The sequence below is a fragment of the Pseudoalteromonas sp. S3178 genome (assembly GCF_005886985.1).
Classification (GTDB): domain Bacteria; phylum Pseudomonadota; class Gammaproteobacteria; order Enterobacterales; family Alteromonadaceae; genus Pseudoalteromonas; species Pseudoalteromonas carrageenovora.
Map to the genome: position 1 here is coordinate 13804 of NZ_PNCW01000013.1, position 16031 is coordinate 29834.

The 16031-nt window shown below is 40.1% G+C and carries 18 protein-coding genes; 5 read left to right on the top strand and 13 right to left on the bottom strand.

Features of this window, described 5'->3' with window-relative positions; all coding sequences use genetic code 11:
- The 5 genes from CWC11_RS03005 to CWC11_RS03025 all read right to left on the bottom strand — a co-directional run bounded on the left by CWC11_RS03005 (nt 1) and on the right by CWC11_RS03025 (nt 3132).
- Nucleotides 1-414, bottom strand: a complete 414-nt coding sequence (locus tag CWC11_RS03005; RefSeq protein ID WP_138681494.1) for a lysozyme inhibitor LprI family protein — start codon at nt 412-414, stop codon at nt 1-3.
- On the bottom strand, nt 401-1738 hold the full coding sequence (locus tag CWC11_RS03010) for an ATP-binding protein (protein ID WP_058548979.1): 1338 nt from the start codon (nt 1736-1738) through the stop codon (nt 401-403). The genes CWC11_RS03005 and CWC11_RS03010 overlap by 14 nt, the downstream gene beginning before the upstream one ends.
- A complete protein-coding gene (locus CWC11_RS03015; RefSeq protein ID WP_058548980.1) occupies nt 1732-2406 on the bottom strand; it encodes a response regulator transcription factor in 675 nt (224 codons plus the stop codon). Before CWC11_RS03015 ends, CWC11_RS03010 begins: the two co-directional genes overlap by 7 nt.
- Nucleotides 2407-2409: 3 nt before the next feature.
- Nucleotides 2410-2670 (bottom strand): PepSY domain-containing protein, encoded by a 261-nt coding sequence (locus CWC11_RS03020; RefSeq protein WP_138681495.1) that lies wholly within the window; start codon nt 2668-2670, stop codon nt 2410-2412.
- Nucleotides 2671-2829: 159 nt separating this feature from the next.
- Nucleotides 2830-3132 carry a YciI family protein gene (locus tag CWC11_RS03025; RefSeq protein ID WP_138681496.1) on the bottom strand — a complete coding sequence of 101 codons (303 nt, stop codon included), beginning with the start codon at nt 3130-3132 and terminating at the stop codon, nt 2830-2832.
- A 187-nt stretch (nt 3133-3319) separates the two neighbouring features.
- On the opposite strand from CWC11_RS03025, the gene CWC11_RS03030 reads away from it, so the two are divergent.
- Nucleotides 3320-4744: a sodium-dependent transporter gene (locus CWC11_RS03030; protein WP_138681497.1), complete on the top strand. Its 1425-nt coding sequence runs from the start codon at nt 3320-3322 to the stop codon at nt 4742-4744.
- Between the two features lie 54 nt (nt 4745-4798).
- On the opposite strand, the gene CWC11_RS03035 is transcribed toward CWC11_RS03030, so the two are convergent.
- Both CWC11_RS03035 and ispZ read right to left on the bottom strand, forming a co-directional pair.
- The gene (locus tag CWC11_RS03035; protein ID WP_138681498.1) at nt 4799-5440 is read right to left on the bottom strand and encodes a CPBP family intramembrane glutamic endopeptidase; all 642 of its coding nucleotides are present in this window, start codon (nt 5438-5440) and stop codon (nt 4799-4801) included.
- Between the two features lie 67 nt (nt 5441-5507).
- Entirely contained in the window at nt 5508-6083 is a 576-nt protein-coding gene (ispZ, locus tag CWC11_RS03040) for a septation protein IspZ (RefSeq protein ID WP_138681499.1), read from the bottom strand.
- A 172-nt stretch (nt 6084-6255) separates the two neighbouring features.
- On the opposite strand from ispZ, the gene CWC11_RS03045 reads away from it, so the two are divergent.
- The gene (locus CWC11_RS03045) at nt 6256-6525 is read left to right on the top strand and encodes an HU family DNA-binding protein (RefSeq protein ID WP_138681500.1); all 270 of its coding nucleotides are present in this window, start codon (nt 6256-6258) and stop codon (nt 6523-6525) included.
- A gap of 342 nt (nt 6526-6867) precedes the next feature.
- On the top strand, nt 6868-7446 hold the full coding sequence (locus CWC11_RS03050; RefSeq protein ID WP_138681501.1) for a type 1 glutamine amidotransferase domain-containing protein: 579 nt from the start codon (nt 6868-6870) through the stop codon (nt 7444-7446).
- A gap of 73 nt (nt 7447-7519) precedes the next feature.
- Here the strand turns inward: CWC11_RS03050 and trpA are convergent, their stop codons facing one another.
- The 6 genes from trpA to CWC11_RS03080 are packed head-to-tail and all read right to left on the bottom strand — an operon-like array spanning nt 7520 to nt 14108.
- Nucleotides 7520-8341 carry a tryptophan synthase subunit alpha gene (trpA, locus tag CWC11_RS03055; protein WP_138681502.1) on the bottom strand — a complete coding sequence of 274 codons (822 nt, stop codon included), beginning with the start codon at nt 8339-8341 and terminating at the stop codon, nt 7520-7522.
- Nucleotides 8338-9522: a tryptophan synthase subunit beta gene (trpB, locus tag CWC11_RS03060; RefSeq protein WP_058549169.1), complete on the bottom strand. Its 1185-nt coding sequence runs from the start codon at nt 9520-9522 to the stop codon at nt 8338-8340. Before trpB ends, trpA begins: the two co-directional genes overlap by 4 nt.
- 7 nt (nt 9523-9529) lie before the next feature.
- On the bottom strand, nt 9530-10894 hold the full coding sequence (gene trpCF / locus CWC11_RS03065) for a bifunctional indole-3-glycerol-phosphate synthase TrpC/phosphoribosylanthranilate isomerase TrpF (protein ID WP_138681503.1): 1365 nt from the start codon (nt 10892-10894) through the stop codon (nt 9530-9532).
- Nucleotides 10887-11924 (bottom strand): anthranilate phosphoribosyltransferase, encoded by a 1038-nt coding sequence (trpD, locus tag CWC11_RS03070; RefSeq protein ID WP_138681504.1) that lies wholly within the window; start codon nt 11922-11924, stop codon nt 10887-10889. The genes trpCF and trpD overlap by 8 nt, the downstream gene beginning before the upstream one ends.
- An 11-nt stretch (nt 11925-11935) precedes the next feature.
- Nucleotides 11936-12538, bottom strand: coding sequence for an aminodeoxychorismate/anthranilate synthase component II (locus CWC11_RS03075; RefSeq protein ID WP_138681505.1), 603 nt, complete (start codon nt 12536-12538; stop codon nt 11936-11938).
- Between the two features lies 1 nt (nt 12539).
- The gene (locus CWC11_RS03080; protein ID WP_138681506.1) at nt 12540-14108 is read right to left on the bottom strand and encodes an anthranilate synthase component 1; all 1569 of its coding nucleotides are present in this window, start codon (nt 14106-14108) and stop codon (nt 12540-12542) included.
- 449 nt (nt 14109-14557) lie between these two features.
- Between CWC11_RS03080 and rnm the strand changes: the two genes are divergently transcribed.
- Nucleotides 14558-15412: an RNase RNM gene (gene rnm, locus CWC11_RS03085; RefSeq protein WP_138681507.1), complete on the top strand. Its 855-nt coding sequence runs from the start codon at nt 14558-14560 to the stop codon at nt 15410-15412.
- A complete protein-coding gene (locus tag CWC11_RS03090; RefSeq protein WP_058548994.1) occupies nt 15409-16029 on the top strand; it encodes an L-threonylcarbamoyladenylate synthase in 621 nt (206 codons plus the stop codon). Before rnm ends, CWC11_RS03090 begins: the two co-directional genes overlap by 4 nt.
- Nucleotides 16030-16031: the final 2 nt, after the last annotated feature.

The following is a 16031-nucleotide window of genomic DNA, read 5'->3' on the forward strand; positions in this document are numbered from 1 at the left end:
CTAGTTTACTGGCATTTTTAAAATGTCAGTAAACTGATGTGTTAATTGAATTTCACACTGCTTGTAGCTCATAGCTGCTGTTGTAGCATTAGGAAGTTTTAGCAAATAGCGCCATTGGCAGCTGCTTTCAATATATTTTTCGTGGTCAATAATACTTCTTTTAAATAAAGGTAACACTTGGGTATTTCCTGTGGAGTCCTCTATTTGTCCTAACTCATACTTACGTTTTTGTATCCAAGTGCCTTGTACTTGCTTTGCTCTTTCAAGTTCACTATCAAGGCACTGAATGTATCGCTTAGCTTCGTCAGTACTTGCGTTTTCTGCTAATGTACAGGTGTCGCCAGCAAGGCTGTATTGGCTTGCAAGTAACAGCACACTTGCTGCTAATTTAGTAAAAGCATTATTTTTTGTCATTGTAATTAAACTCTAAAATAAATTGCGCACCGCCTAAGTTATCAGACTTAGTAATAGTAAGCGTGCCGTGATACGACTTAACTAAATCAGATACAATTGCCATGCCTACACCGTGACCACTTTCGTATGTATCAAGGCGAGTGCCACGGGTTAATAGTGATTCGCGCTTATCTTCTGGCACACCTGGGCCATCATCACTTATACCAATACAAAGCGTTTTAGCTTGAATCACTTGTACTTCAACTTGAGAGCGACACGCTTTGCAGGCGTTATCAATTAAGTTACCAAGTAGCTCCATTAAATCGGTTTGATCACCCAAAAAGTAGTCTTTTTCGGTTACAGTGCAGTTAAATATAATATCTTTATCACGGTAAACTTTGGCCATAGCACTTAAAATAGAGTCAACCACAGGCTTAACCGGTGTTTGTTTTTTCCATGTATCTGATGCGCCAGTAGCAGCACGTTTTAACTGATGCTCGATCATCACATTAATTCGGTCTAATTGTTCTTGTGCGTCGGCATCGTTTGCAAGCGGGCTTGATTTAAGCACTGCAAGTGGTGTTTTAAGTGCATGTGCAAGGTCACTTAATGACGCTCTGTATCGTTCTTTTTGGCGCTGTTGTGACTCAAGTAATAAATTAAGGTCTGACTTTATTGTTTGCAATTCAACAGGGTAGAGCCCTTTAATTTCTTGAATATCGCCCGATTCAATTGCTTTTATCTCTTTATCGAGGCGTTGCAGCGGCCGTGCACTCCAAATAAATCCAATCGCCATAAGCCCAGCGATTGCAATACCCATAATGAACATCCAATCAACCAATGTTTGTTTGAAACCATCCATTAGTCTAAGTAGTGCATCGTTTCGTTTTACTAATATAAAGCGGGCTTGTTCAGATTGGTCAATGTTATTAAGAATGACTGTAAGACTCAGTTGCCAATACACTGTATTTTTATATTCTACGCGGCGAAAATCAGCGGCACCTGCCTTAGTCTCTATTTGCTGGGGAACAAAGTTAACATTAACCGCCGACTCAGAGTGCCAAATAGGATCGTTGTCGCGGTAAATCATGGCGTAGGTATCTGAATTTAATCTGTTGAGTTCTGGCGCGAGAATGGTGCTTGGCATAATAATACCATGCTCTGTAAAGTCCACTTCAGAGATTAAAGAGTAGAGCTGTGCTTCGAGGGTTTTTTCTGTCGCATCAACTAATGAAGCGTAATACGCTTTACCAATTGAGTAAAATAATATGGGCAGTGCGACTAATAAAACAAAGACAAGGATAAATCCTTGCCTTATTTTAAGCGATATTTGAGGTGCTACCACTGACTTTTAAGCCTGTAACCACGCCCGCGTAGTGTTTCTACTGGGTTTAATGTGCCTTCAGGGTCAAGTTTTTTACGTAAGCGAAGTACAAACACTTCAATTACATTCGAATCAAGATCGAAATCTTGGTCGTATATGTGTTCAGTAAGCTCTGATTTAGAAATCACTTTTTGAGGGTTAACCATTAAGTATTCAAGTACTTTGTACTCGTACGCTGTTAGGCTGAGCTCTTTATCATCAACCCATACTTGCTGAGAGCGTGTATGAATTTTGATAGGTCCAGCAGTCATTTCTGGGTTTGCTTTACCTGCACTGCGACGAATTAACGCATTACAACGTGCTATTAATTCTTCTACATGAAATGGCTTAGTTAAGTAATCATCTGCACCTGCATCTAATCCTTCTACTTTATCTTGCCAACGGTCACGCGCTGTTAATATTAAAATAGGGATTGTTATGCCTTGTGCACGTGCTTTATTAATTAACTCAATACCGTCTATTTTAGGTAATCCTAAATCAACTACGGCCATATCAAGCGGGTATTCTGTAATGTGGAAAAGACCTGCTTCACCATCGTGGCATAAATCCACACTATAGCGCTCTTTTTCTAGTGCGTTACGTAGGTTATCTGCTAAATGTAAATCGTCTTCTATAACTAAAATTCGCATTTGTTAATCCTTTTTCACTTCGCCGGTTTTTTTATTTATATGTAAATCAACGACGTGGCCGTCAGATTTGAGTATTCGTACGGTATAAAAATCTGTTTTATCGGTAATTTTAAGGGTTTTACCGTCTATGGATTGTTTAGCAAGTATTACAGCTTTCTTTTTGCTTACCTCAGCTTTTGCTGTTTTTGTACTCGTTGTAGCTGCTTGAGCAAAATTAGCAAAGCTAATACAAGCAATTAAACTTAGGCTTAATAATACGCGCATGACGGAAACTCCTAGACCAGACCCACCTAGTTTAATTAACTAAGTTACTAAAATTCAAGTAAAAACGTTTAATTTAGTTTTACTTATACAATTTTAATTAAAATCCTGTGAACAAACCCTGAATTGTAAGATAGCAACTGACCTCAGGGCATATCACAATTAAGCGGGTAATACTTTTTTAAATGGTTTAACTACTGAATTATCATAAACACCACCAGCAACGTATGGGTCAGCTGCAGCCCACTCACGAGCTTCTTCTAAAGATCCAAATTCTGCAATAACTAAAGAACCTGTAAAACCAGCATCTTGTGGGTCTTCGCTATCAATTGCAGGTAAGGGGCCTGCTGTAAATAAACGGTTTTGTTCGTCAAGCTCATGTAAGCGCGCTAAATGAGCAGGACGAGCCGCTTTTCTAAGCTCTAGGCTGTTTTCAACGTCAGTTGAGTAAATCATGTACAACATAATAAATCTCATAATTTTGTTAAATTTGTTTAATCAAATAATACCACAGCGTTGATAGTTGGTGAATTAAAAGCGTATTTACACAGGTTTACACCAAGAATTATTTTTTACGTTGCAATTGCTTGAAAAGCGCGGTGTAACACTGGTAGAGTCGCTTGGATAACATAAATAATAACAAGGTTAACGCATGAGCGAAAATAGAGAGCACTTTAGTTCCCGCCTCGGATTTATATTAGCAGCTGCAGGGTCTGCAGTTGGCATAGGTAATTTAGTTGGTTTTCCTGTTTCTGCAACAAAAAATGGTGGCGGCGCATTTTTACTCGTCTACGCTCTATTTGTCGCATTTATCTGTTTACCAGTGATGATGGCCGAAATGGCAATGGGGCGTAAAGCGCAAAAAGATCCTTTAGGCTCTTACAAAACTTTGGCTGATAATGATAAAAAATGGAAAATAGCAGGCTTTTTAGCCGTGTTAACTCCATTTATGATTGCTGTATTTTATATGGTAATTACTGTTTGGATTTTTGGTTACTTAAGTCAAACAGCTATGGGCAATTTAGATGCACTTGCCGACCCTAGTCACTTTGGCAGTTTTATAAATAGTTATACAGTGTTTGGTTACATGGCTGTTGTTGTAATTATCGTTAACCTGATTTTACTTGGGGGTGTTAAGCAAGGTATTGAAAAAGCGGCTAAGTTTTTAATGCCTGCGCTTTTTGTGATGCTTTTAGCGCTTGTTGCCTACGTATTAACGCTTGATAATGCGATGGCCGGTGTTAAGTATTATATAATTCCTGACTTTTCTAAAATGAATGCCAGCGTGTTAAATGGTGCCCTAAGCCAAGCGTTTTTCTCATTGTCGTTAGGTATGGGTATTTTAATGACGTATGCATCTTACATATCTAAAAAAGATGACATAGTTGGTAGTGCTAAAATGGTGGCCATAACCGATTCGTTAGTTGCATTTGTTGCAGGTTTAATGGTGTTACCGGCTATATTTAGTTTTGACCCAAATACAGACCCAGCTGCACTTTCAGACTCATCTGTTTCAATGATTTTTGTATATTTACCAAAAATATTATTAGCCCTGCAAAATGATATTGGCTACTTTGGCGCATCAGCCGTTGCGTTCTCGTTCTTCTTGCTGGTGTTTTTTGCAGCAATTACATCGCTGGTTTCTATTGTAGAAGTACCTACAGCAACACTGAGCGACCGCAAAGGTATTAGCCGTAAAAAAGCACTAGGTATTTTAACACTAGCAACAGGTGTGCTAACCGTTTTATGTACTATGTCGTTTGGTATGGTAGATAGTTTAACGTCGCTTACTAGTTATGGCAGTGGTAATAAAAGCTTCTTTGATATTGTGTATGACGTATTTTACGACACTATTTTACCATTTAATGGCTTAATGGTTTGTCTGTTTGTAATGTATCGCTGGAAAAAAGTGCGTTTAACGCAAGAGCTAAGCCAAGGCTCGCCGAAATATGCAGGTAGTTTTACAGAGAAATACGTTAACTTTTCACTCTCAACGTTTATACCGGTTATTTTGCTATTAATATTTATTAATACCGTAGCCACTAAATTTTTTGATTTTAAGTTATTTGGCTTTTAATCTAAACTGCTTTTTAAACACGATTAGCCGCGTTATTTAATGCGGCTTTTTTGTTTAACTAAGTGCACCAGAGTCTAAGTAGCTGCCAATGCCAAGAGTAAACATCCAAATGCCCCATAAGCTATGTTCAATAACACACACAAACGTTGAGCGGCTTTGTGCATAGGTATACGAAAAGAGTAACCCGCCTAAAAATGCTAATCCTACCGCAATCCAATTTGCATACACCACATGCGCAAGCGCAAACACAGTGGCACTAACAATTATACGAACCCCCTTTTTAGGCATAATGCGTTTATAGCGATGAAAAAAGTAGGTTCTAAATATTAGTTCTTGCGGTAATACTGAAAGCAGCGGATACAACACAATTAAAAGTAGCCAGTCGTTAAAAGAGTTTAGGGGCAGGGTAAACCAGTTTCCTTGATGGATAATGCCGTAAAACATACCCGAGAACAGGGCGCCTAAAAAAAAGAAGCTAAATATACGCCTTTTAACAGCAGAGAACTGCCCAAGGCTTGTGAGTCTAAAGCGTTTAAAATGCGGATCGCTAAGCAGCAACATACAGCAAACACTCATTAAAATTATTAATACAGGAATAAGCCAGTTAGCTAAATGGTGGCGTAACGTAAAACCTATTAAAGGCAACGTTATAAAAACGAGGGTAAATTCAAACCAGCGGTATTGATTGGCGTTCAAGGGCGTCTCTGATTGCGTTTTTTTACAAACTAACAAGCAAAGACGACATTTTTATGACGAAAACAACTTACTTAGCAGGTTCTTCTTCGTCTGGTAGGTATTTGTATAAAGCAATAATAGTGGCAAAAATACTCACAAAGGTAATGCCCATCAAGCCGAACACTTTAAAGTTAACCCAAAAATCGAGTGAAAAATTATAAGCAATGTAAATATTGAGCACCGCAATACCGGCTGTTATGGCAACCCACATTAAATTAAGTTTGTTCCATAGAGGCTCTGGCACTTTAATTTCTAGTTTTGAATCGTTCGCGTTTTCGAGTATTGAGCTTAATGCTTGTTTAACCAGGTTTTTATTAAGCACATAACGGCTCACAAGTAAGGTTAAGCTTAAACCGGCGTAAATTATTGTGGCTTTCCATTTTATATACTGCTCATCATGAAAAACTAAAGTGAGCGTACCAAATACAGCGGCAATACCAAAAAATATCCATTGGCGGGTAGGCACTTTACCGTGTTTAAAGTAGCTATAGGCAACTTGGATAAGTGTAGTTGCCATTAAAAGGCCCGTTGCCCAGTAAATATCAACCAGTTTAAATACCGCAAAGAATAATATGAGCGGAATGTATTCAATTAATGCGTGCATATACTACCTAAATTATACAAAAAGAAGTCAGGGAAGTTTTTACCACATAACACCAAGCAACTACAAGGTTGACTTGTTGCCCTGTAAGCCTTAGCCTGCGTGGCTTTATTTATTCATCATCATATTCTTACGCTTAACCACCCCTGATTAAGCGTGCATTTAGGAGCCTAAAATGAACAAAGCCCAACTTATTGCCCAAATAGCTAAAAGCAGTGAGCTTACAAAAAAAGATACCCAAGCTGCACTTGCAAGCTTGCAAAAAGTAATAACTAAATCGCTTTCTGAAGGCGACCAAGTACAAATTAATGGTTTTGGTACGTTTGCATTAAGTTACTACCCAGCGCGAACAGGGCGTAACCCGCAGACAGGCGAAGCTATTGAAATAGAAGGCGCTAATAAAGCTGTATTCAAACCTGCTAAAGCATTAAAAGATCTTCTTTAAAATAGATTTATTTAGCTCTTATTGGCGCTATTAAATATAAAATTATGGGCACTGCCCATCACGCCTACAAGTTGTGCGCCTACAAAAAAACTAATGCCGTGCATGAGTTGTAGGCGCTGGACTTGCTCACGCGAAAGCGAAGCTTCAGTATTTTAATTATCGATTAGCAAAGCGGTGTTGTATCTGGTCTATGTAGATTATTCATAACCTCTAAATGATTTACATGGCTTTAGTCATGTCATTCATTAATCTTTATGTTTTTCAGTGGCTTAAAGTTGGCATTTCTTATGCTTTTAATAAGATGATTCGAACACATTTATTAAATGTTATAAGGAGATCTAAATGACTACATTACAAACCAGCACACGTTTAAAAGGCAAAAAAATTGCAATTTTAGCTACAGATGGCTTTGAACAAAGTGAACTGTTATCTCCACGAGATGCTTTATTAAACGCAGGTGCCGATATTGAAATAGTATCTATTAAAGAAGGTCAGATCACCGGTTGGGACGAAGACAAATGGGGCGACAAAGTAAGCGTTGATAAACTTGTAACTAATGCAAGTGCCAGTGATTACGATGCACTTATGTTGCCTGGCGGTTTATTTAACCCAGATTCTCTTCGTCAAGATAAACACGCAAAAGCATTTATTGACGGCTTTTTTGGCGCAGAAAAAAATAAACCTGTAGCGGCTATTTGCCACGCGCCTTGGTTACTTGCCGAGATAAATAAACTACGCGATCGCACTGTCACTTCATTCCCAAGTATTAAAAGCGATTTAATTAACGCTGGCGCAAATTGGGTAGATGAAGAGGTAAGTGTTGATCAAGGCTTAGTAACAAGTAGAAGCCCCGCAGATTTAGAAGCATTTAACGCTAAATTTATTGAAGAAATTTTAGAAGGTAAGCACCAAGCTCATTAAGCTTTTTCAGTACGATTTTAAAATAATAAAGGGCATTTTAAATGCCCTTTTTTAATGCGTAAATTTACACAATTTATAATGCGGTTGCAGCTTTCATTTCGCTGACAAATTCTTTTAGCTGAGCGGTCATTGCGTCTAAATCATTAAGGTTAGCCTCAATAATTTTAACGACGGCAGAGCCTGAAATTGCACCGGCTGCGCCTGCATTTAGCGCTGCTTTCACATCATCGGGTGTTGAAATACCAAAGCCCAATAAAGCAGGGGCTGCATGGTATTCTTTTAATTTAGTAACAATGTTGCCCGCTGGCATTTGCGCTTTAGTATCAGTACCGGTAACACCTGCACGCGACAGTAAATACGTGTAACCACGCCCGTAAGACGCGCACTGGCGTAGTGTATCGTCATCGGCATTGGGTGTAGCAATAAATATTGGATCAACACCATTTGCCATAGCGGCTTTTCTAAACATTTTAGACTCATGCAATGGCACATCAGCAACTAGAATAGAGTCAACGCCTGCTGCTTTTGCATCTTTATAAAATGCTTCAAGACCGCGCTTAAACACAAGGTTAGAATACAGTAATAAACCGATAGGAATATCTGCATTGTAATCGCGTATTTCTTTAATAATATCAAAGCAATCTTGGGTGTTAATATTTACATCAAGCGCGCGAATATTCGCTTTTTGAATGACTGGGCCATCAGCGATTGGATCTGAAAACGGAATGCCAAGCTCAAGAGCATCAGCGCCACCGTCGATTAGGCTTTTAATAATCGCAATACTTTGCTCTTTACCAGGGTCACCAATAGTAACAAAGGGTACAAATGCAGCTTGTTTTTGCTCATTCAGGGCGGCAAATGTTTTACCGTAACGATCTGTATTTAACTGGCTCATAGTTGACCTCCTTGTGATAAAACAGTGTGTACGTGCGTTAAATCTTTGTCGCCACGGCCACTTAAGTTAACCACTAAAATGCTTTCTTCTGTTTGCTCTTCTGCGTATTTAAGTGCATAAGCAAGGGCATGGCTTGATTCAAGCGCCGGAATAATACCTTCGTTTTTAGCAAGTGCTTGGAACGCATCAAGTGCTTCTGTATCCGTAATACCAACATATTGAGCACGACCTGTTTCGTGTAAAAACGCGTGCTGTGGTCCAACTGCTGGGTAATCAAGACCGGCAGATACCGAGTATGACTCTTCTATTTGACCATCGTCGTTTTGCATAATGTAAGTATACGTACCGTGTAATATACCTTTGGTGCCTTTACAAATGGTAGCGCCGTGCTCGTGGGTATCTAACCCTTTACCAGCAGGCTCAACACCGATAAGTTTTACACTTGGCTCGTCAATAAAGTCTGTAAACATACCAATAGCGTTAGAGCCACCGCCAACACACGCAAGTACCGCGTCTGGTAAGCGACCTTCAGCTTTTAGTATTTGCTGTTTAGCTTCTTCACCAATAATTTTTTGATACTCTCGTACAATTGTTGGGAATGGGTGAGGACCCGCAGCGGTACCAAGTAAATAATGCGCCTCTTGATAATTTGCAGACCAGTCACGTAGTGCTTCGTTTACCGCATCTTTTAGTGTGCCAGAGCCCGCTGTTACCGGAATAACCTCTGCGCCCATTAATTTCATTCTAAATACGTTTGGCTGTTGGCGCTCAACATCTTTAGCACCCATATAAATTCGGCATTTTAAGCCAAGTAATGCACACGCAAGCGCCGTTGCAACGCCATGCTGGCCTGCGCCGGTTTCTGCAATAACTTCTTTTTTACCCATACGTTTAGTTAGCAACGCTTGACCAAGTACTTGGTTAGTTTTGTGCGCGCCACCATGTAATAAATCTTCGCGTTTTAGGTAAAGTTTAACTTTAGGATTTTTAATTAAATTACGCGTTAAAGTAAGTGGCGTAGGGCGCCCTGCATACTCGTTGAGTAACTTGGTAAATTCTGCCTGAAACTCAGGATCTTTTTGTGCTTTGTTAAATTCGTTTTCTAACTGCTTAAGCGCAGGGACAAGTAGCTCGGGTACAAACATACCGCCAAACTCGCCAAAATAAGCTGGATTTTGCATTTTAACCTCAATAATTTCTGATGCTTGTAAAAGCATTTTGTAATTTGTTAGGGCATTTTTTACCCGCAGATTCTTCAACGCCTGAGTTTAGGTCAAGGCCAAGGGCACCTTGAAAAAGCGCGTCTTTAATATTTTCTGGATTTAAGCCACCCGCTAGCATAAACGGTGTGGTTGCATCGCGAAGCACCGACCAATCGAATGCTTTACCTGTACCACCAGCTTGTGTATCGCTGTGGGTATCGTAAAGGTGGCGTTCTACGCCATTTACAGGTGTTGGTAATGCATCTTTAATTGCTTGAGCTTTCCAAATTTCACACCCGTTAGGAAGTTGTGTACGCAAAGTGGCAATATAATCGTCACTTTCGTGTCCATGTAATTGAACTGCCGCTAATTTTAACACACTTGCGTATTGAGCTACTTGCTCAATGGGAGCATTTACAAATACACCTACAAAGTTTAGCGGAGCGCTCTGGGTAAGCTCAAGGGCACAATCTAAATCTACATAGCGTGGTGATTTAGGGTGAAAAATTAAACCACCATACACAGCACCACTGTTATAAGCTGCTTGTGCGTCTTGGCTGCGTGTTAAACCACAAACTTTGTTATCACCAAGTATCACTTTTTTACAGGCTTGCTCTAAATCGCGCTCGGCCATTAGGGAGCTGCCAATTAAAAAACCATCGCATAGCGGTGCTAGGCGTTTAACATCCTGATGGGTATAAATACCAGACTCTGAAATAACCACTTTATCTGCAGGAATGAGTTTACGCAGTTTTTCGGTGGTGGCTAAGTCAGTGCTTAAATCACGAAGGTCACGGTTATTAATACCTATAATTTGTGCATCGAGCGCAAGGGCGCGGTGGACTTCTTCTTCGTTACTTACTTCGGTTAATACCGACATATTAAGCGAGTCAGCTACTGCATGCAGAGCCTTGTAGCTTTCGTCATCAAGTACTGAGAGCATTAATAAAATAGCATCGCCGCCATAAATTCGCGCCATATACACTTGGTACTCATCTATAAAAAAATCTTTACAAATAAGGGGTTGCTCTACTTGGCTACGTACAAATTCTAAGTAATCAAAGCTACCTTGAAAGTACTTTACGTCTGTAAGCACGCTCATGCAGGTGGCGTATTTTTTATAAACAGAGGTGATCTCTGTTAAATCAAACGGCTCGCGTATTAACCCTTTTGACGGAGAGGCTTTTTTGCACTCCAAAATAAATTGTGTACCAGGCGCCGCCAGCGCTTTATAAAAGCTGCGGCTTGTAGGCTCTGCAAGATGCTTAAAGCTTTCAAGTGGGCGGGCTGCTTTGCGTTCAATAAGCTCTAATTTTTTATCAGCAACAATTTTGTCTAATACATTAGCCATGACTTACCTCAATAATTGCATTTAATGTGTCCATGGCCTTGCCTGAACTGAGTAGTGTTTGTACTTGTTGTGCGCCATCTTTTAATGATTGCACTTTACCACTTAGATATAAAAGCGCAGCAACATTTACCGCAATAGCAGCGTTGTGTGCGTCTGTGCCTTTACCCTGCAATATGGCGAGACTTGCATTTGCGTTGTATTGTGGGCCTTCACCGGCTAGTTGTTCAAGTGAATAGTTTGCAAGGTCAAAGTCGCTTGGGTTTAATGTGTACTGCGTTATTTCGCCATCATTGAGCTCAACTACATTGGTTGGGCCGTGCAGGGCGATTTCGTCGGTACCTGAGCCATGTACTATCATTGCGCGCTTTGTGCCTAATGTTTTAAGCGTTTGTGCCATGGGCATACATAGCGACTCGTCGTACACACCTAGTAATTGCACATCAGGCGCCGCAGGGTTAGCAAGGGGGCCTAAAATATTAAAAATTGTACGTGTTTTAAGTGCAGTACGTACGCCCATCGCATGGCGTACGCCACTGTGGTAATGCGGTGCAAACAAAAAGGTAAAGTGTGTTTGCTCAAGGCATTTTGCAGCTTGTTCTGGGCTCATATCAATATTAATGCCCAGTGCTTTGAGTAAATCGGCTGAGCCTGAATTACTCGATACACTGCGATTACCATGCTTTACCATATTAATACCCGCGGCCGCTGCTACGATTGCAGCTGTAGTGCTTATATTAATTGTATTTGAGCCATCGCCACCGGTACCGCAGCTATCAGCAAGTTGTGAGCTAGTTGTATTAAAAGCAACCGCGTTTTCACGCATTGATGCGGCAGCGCCAGCAATCTCATTGCTCACTTCGCCTTTAATTTTAAGGCTTATAAGTAGGGCAGTTAGCTCAATTTCACTCATGTTGCCTTGCATTATTTCATCAAATAACGCTTTTGACTGCTCATAGCTTAGTGATTGATTTTTAATAAGCTGCTCAATAGCATATTGAACATTTATGGGCTCTTGTCGTTGTGTACTCATAATGTCCTCTATTAATTTGCGCGTGTTAAATACGCGACACTTTGCTGAAGTAGCATCGCGCCATTAGGCGTAAGTATTGATTCAGGATGAAACTGATAGCCCAATGCACTGTCTTCATGATGATAAATAGCCATAGGTATATCTTCATATTGAGCAATTACCTCAATGTTGTCAGGCACTTTTGTTGCCATTAATGAATGATAACGCGCCACAGGCATTGTATTACCCATACCATCAAATACAGGGTGTTCGCCTAAATTGATAATTGAAGACTTACCATGTACGGTTTCACCGGCGTGACCGATTACTCCGCCGTAACTTTGGGTCAAAGCTTGCTGGCCTAAACAAATACCAAGCATAGGAAATTGACCTTTAGCAAGTTCAATTAGCTCCATTAAGCAGCCGGCATCGCTTGGTGTGCCAGGACCAGGCGAAAGTACTAACAGTACTTGGTCTTTCTCTTGGCGCATTTTGTTAAAAATAACCTCAGCGCTAATATTATTTCTGTAAACAACGAGTTCGCAGCCAAGCATCGTTAGCTCATCAACTAAGTTATATGTGAACGAGTCAAAGTTATCTAAAAAATAGATTTTAATAGGATTCGCTTTACTCATTTTATACCGCCTTATAAGTAGATTTTATGGCGGTAATGACCGCTTGAGCTTTTGCACGGGTTTCGTTCGCTTCTGATTGCGGATCTGAGTCAAATACGACGCCTGCGCCAGCTTGCACATACGCCGTATTATTTTTTACAAACGCAGAGCGAATAACAATACAGCTATCCATTGCGCCATCGCCGGTCATATAACCTACTGCACCACCGTAGCTACCACGGCGTTTGCCTTCTGTTTGGCGTACAAGCTCTGCAGCACGTACTTTGGGTGCACCAACAAGTGTGCCCATGTTCATACAGGCCTGATAAGCATGCAGGGCATCAAGCTCTGGTTTTAAAGTACCTACCACGCGCGACACTAAATGCATTACTTGTGAATAACGGTCTACTTTTAATAACTCTTTCGCAAAACGAGTACCTGCAACACTAATACGTGCAACATCGTTACGCGCTAAATCAACGAGCATTAAATGCTCAGCACGCTCTTTTTGATCGTTTCTTAGCTCAAGCTCAATACGGCTATCTAAGTCTGGGTTTATTTGTCCATTTGCAAATTTACCACGCGCTCGGGTACCTGCAATTGGATACACTTCAACTTGTTGATTACTTACATCGTACTTAAGCGCTGACTCCGGAGAGGCGCCAAATAAAGCAAACTCTTCATCGCGCATGTAAAACATGTATGGGCTTGGATTTTGCTTTTTAAGCTGGCTGTAAGCATGTAACGAGTCAGGGCAGGGCAATGAAAAAGTACGTGAAGGCACCACCTGAAAAATGTCACCATCGACAATATTCTTTTTAAGTTTAACCACTTGCTCGCAGTAAGTTTCATCGCTTATATCAACGTTTACTTCGCATTCGCCAGTTTGCATGTCTGCGCTAAATTCTGCCGCGTTGTCGCAAAGGGTATTTAATCTTTCTAGTTCTTTACCCACTTCAAAGCAATTTGCATGAACATCTGGGCCATTAAATACATTACCAATAAGCTCAGTGGTTTGTTTTTGATGATCAATAACAACTAAGGTTTCGGCTAGATAAAATACGTAATCTGGGCAGGTGTTTTCGCCATCAGGTACATCGCTTAATTGCTCAAAATTTGCCACCATATCGTAGGCAAATACACCGCCTAAAAACACCGAAAATGGATTTTTGGTGGTGCTTTGAATACTGTTAATACAAGTACGAAGAGCGCTGAAGGCATTATCGGCAATAAGCTTACTTGCTTCGTCTATATCGCTGCTGGTGTCTTGGTAGTTAAGTGTAAGCGTTGTGTCGTTTAATTGTGAATCGCAGCTCTTAACATTTGCTTGTAAGTAGCTTAATAATTGTTTGCCGTTATTAGATTGTGCACTAACAGTTACCGTTTTTCCCTTACATACAATACGCAGGGCACTATCAACTAAAATTAAACTTTTAACACTGTCTTTAGAATCAATCTCAGCAGATTCAAGCAGCAGCGAATTAGACTTATCAAGTGCAGCATACAGTGCAAGTGGACTACTTATGTAGTCGCGAACTTGTGTAATGCTAGTTACTTCGCCTGGTGTGGTAGTTATATGACTAAAAATCAAACCTCATTCCCTCAAAAAATTAAACCCCGCAATGCGTTAGCAGTGCGGGGTTTGAATAACGATATCTAAATTACAAACAGATCATTACCGTCCCGCTATATCAGGCGCCACCACCAACGATGTGTAAGAGAAAGACCGTTATTCATGTTTTTTTGCCTCAAAATAAAAAATATAATTACGTAAAATTTAGTTATAAAAAAACCCGCATAATGCGGGTTTTGAATTTTTGCTAGACACGACAATTCATCACCCAATAATTATGAGTGCCACCACCAAGTAGTGTTTTGAATTGAATTGATCATTTTTATTAATTCTTAATGTGTCTGAAAGTGGCTACAGTAAAACGTATCTAGTGCTTTTGTGTCAAGTGTTTATTTAAAACAATTTAGTCAAAAAACTTGTTATACTTATATAAACGCCATTAACCCTTAATTTTAAGCAGTTTTCTTTTGATAAAATACGATTTACATAGCCACACCACGCATTCAGACGGGCAGTTAACGGTTGAAGAATTACTTACCCGCGCCGTTGATAAAAATATAGATGTGTTTGCTATTACCGATCACGATACTGTGGCTGCTATTAAGCCCGCTCAAAAATTTATTAAAACCGAAAATTTGCCTTTATCATTAATTGCCGGGGTAGAAATTTCGACCAAATGGGAAAGCTTCGAAATACATATAGTGGGTTTAAATGTTGATATTGATAATTTTGACCTTACTTCATTGTTAACGCAGCAGCAGCAAAAGCGTGAAGTCAGAGCGCTAGAAATAGGCGCAAGGCTTACAAAAAACGGTTTTGATGGCATTTATGAGCAAGCCAAAGAGCTTGCACAAGACGCGCAAATTACTCGTGCGCACTTTGCACGCGCGCTTATAGAGCGTGGTGTAGCTAAAAACTTTCCGGGTGTATTTAAAAAATATTTAGGTCGCGGTAAAACCGGCTATGTGCCAAGCAACTGGTGCAATATGCAAACCGCCATTGAAGCAATTCATTCAGCGGGAGGTATTGCAGTAGTGGCACATCCTGGGCGTTATCAAATGTCTAATAAATGGTTACGTAAATTATTAACCGAGTATAAAAGTGTTGGTGGTGATGCAATGGAAGTTGCACAACCTCAACAAGCTCCTAGCGAGCGACAATTTTTAGGTGAACTGAGCCGAGAGTACGATTTACTCTGCTCGCAAGGGTCTGATTTTCATTTTCCGACAAGCTATTTAGAGCTTGGCAAAAACTTATACTTACCTAAAGACTGCCAAGGTGTTTGGCAAGCATGGGAAGGACAAGAAGGGGCATTAACATGAGTCAATTATTTCATATTCATCCTGATAACCCGCAGCCACGACTTATTAACCAAGCCGTTGATATTATTAAAAAAGGCGGCGTAGTTGTATACCCAACAGATTCTGGTTATGCCATAGGCTGTAACTTAGGAAACAAACAAGCTAAAGAGCGTATAGAGCGCATTCGTGGCATTGAAAAAAACGATAACTTTACACTTGTTTGCAGAGATTTATCTGAGCTTGCTACGTATGCAAGAGTAGATAACCAACTGTTTAGATTAATTAAAAATAATACGCCAGGGCCATATACCTTTATTTTTAAAGGTACAAAAGAAGTACCAAAGCGTTTATTAAACGAAAAGAAGAAAACCATAGGTATGCGTGTTATTGAGCACCCAATTGCCTGTGCGTTACTTGCTGAACTAGGTGAGCCGCTTATGTCGTGTTCACTTATTTTACCAGGGCAAGAGTTTACAGAATCGGACCCTGATGAAATTTTAGAGCGCTTAGATAAACACGTCGATTTAATTATTCACGGTGGCTATTTAGCTGAACAAGCAACAACAGTAATTGATTTATCAGAAGACGATATAAAAATACTACGTGTTGGCTGTGGCGATACTAGCCCGTTTGAGTAAAC

Bases quoted from the DNA above. Each gene is read 5' to 3' on its own strand.
- CWC11_RS03005 (WP_138681494.1), bottom strand. From the start codon at position 414: ATGACAAAAAATAATGCTTTTACTAAATTAGCAGCAAGTGTGCTGTTA.
- CWC11_RS03015 (WP_058548980.1), bottom strand. From the start codon at position 2,406: ATGCGAATTTTAGTTATAGAAGACGATTTACATTTAGCAGATAACCTA.
- CWC11_RS03020 (WP_138681495.1), bottom strand. From the start codon at position 2,670: ATGCGCGTATTATTAAGCCTAAGTTTAATTGCTTGTATTAGCTTTGCT.
- CWC11_RS03025 (WP_138681496.1), bottom strand. From the start codon at position 3,132: ATGTTGTACATGATTTACTCAACTGACGTTGAAAACAGCCTAGAGCTT.
- CWC11_RS03030 (WP_138681497.1), top strand. From the start codon at position 3,320: ATGAGCGAAAATAGAGAGCACTTTAGTTCCCGCCTCGGATTTATATTA.
- ispZ (WP_138681499.1), bottom strand. From the start codon at position 6,083: ATGCACGCATTAATTGAATACATTCCGCTCATATTATTCTTTGCGGTA.
- CWC11_RS03045 (WP_138681500.1), top strand. From the start codon at position 6,256: ATGAACAAAGCCCAACTTATTGCCCAAATAGCTAAAAGCAGTGAGCTT.
- CWC11_RS03050 (WP_138681501.1), top strand. From the start codon at position 6,868: ATGACTACATTACAAACCAGCACACGTTTAAAAGGCAAAAAAATTGCA.
- trpA (WP_138681502.1), bottom strand. From the start codon at position 8,341: ATGAGCCAGTTAAATACAGATCGTTACGGTAAAACATTTGCCGCCCTG.
- trpB (WP_058549169.1), bottom strand. From the start codon at position 9,522: ATGCAAAATCCAGCTTATTTTGGCGAGTTTGGCGGTATGTTTGTACCC.
- trpCF (WP_138681503.1), bottom strand. From the start codon at position 10,894: ATGGCTAATGTATTAGACAAAATTGTTGCTGATAAAAAATTAGAGCTT.
- trpD (WP_138681504.1), bottom strand. From the start codon at position 11,924: ATGAGTACACAACGACAAGAGCCCATAAATGTTCAATATGCTATTGAG.
- CWC11_RS03075 (WP_138681505.1), bottom strand. From the start codon at position 12,538: ATGAGTAAAGCGAATCCTATTAAAATCTATTTTTTAGATAACTTTGAC.
- CWC11_RS03090 (WP_058548994.1), top strand. From the start codon at position 15,409: ATGAGTCAATTATTTCATATTCATCCTGATAACCCGCAGCCACGACTT.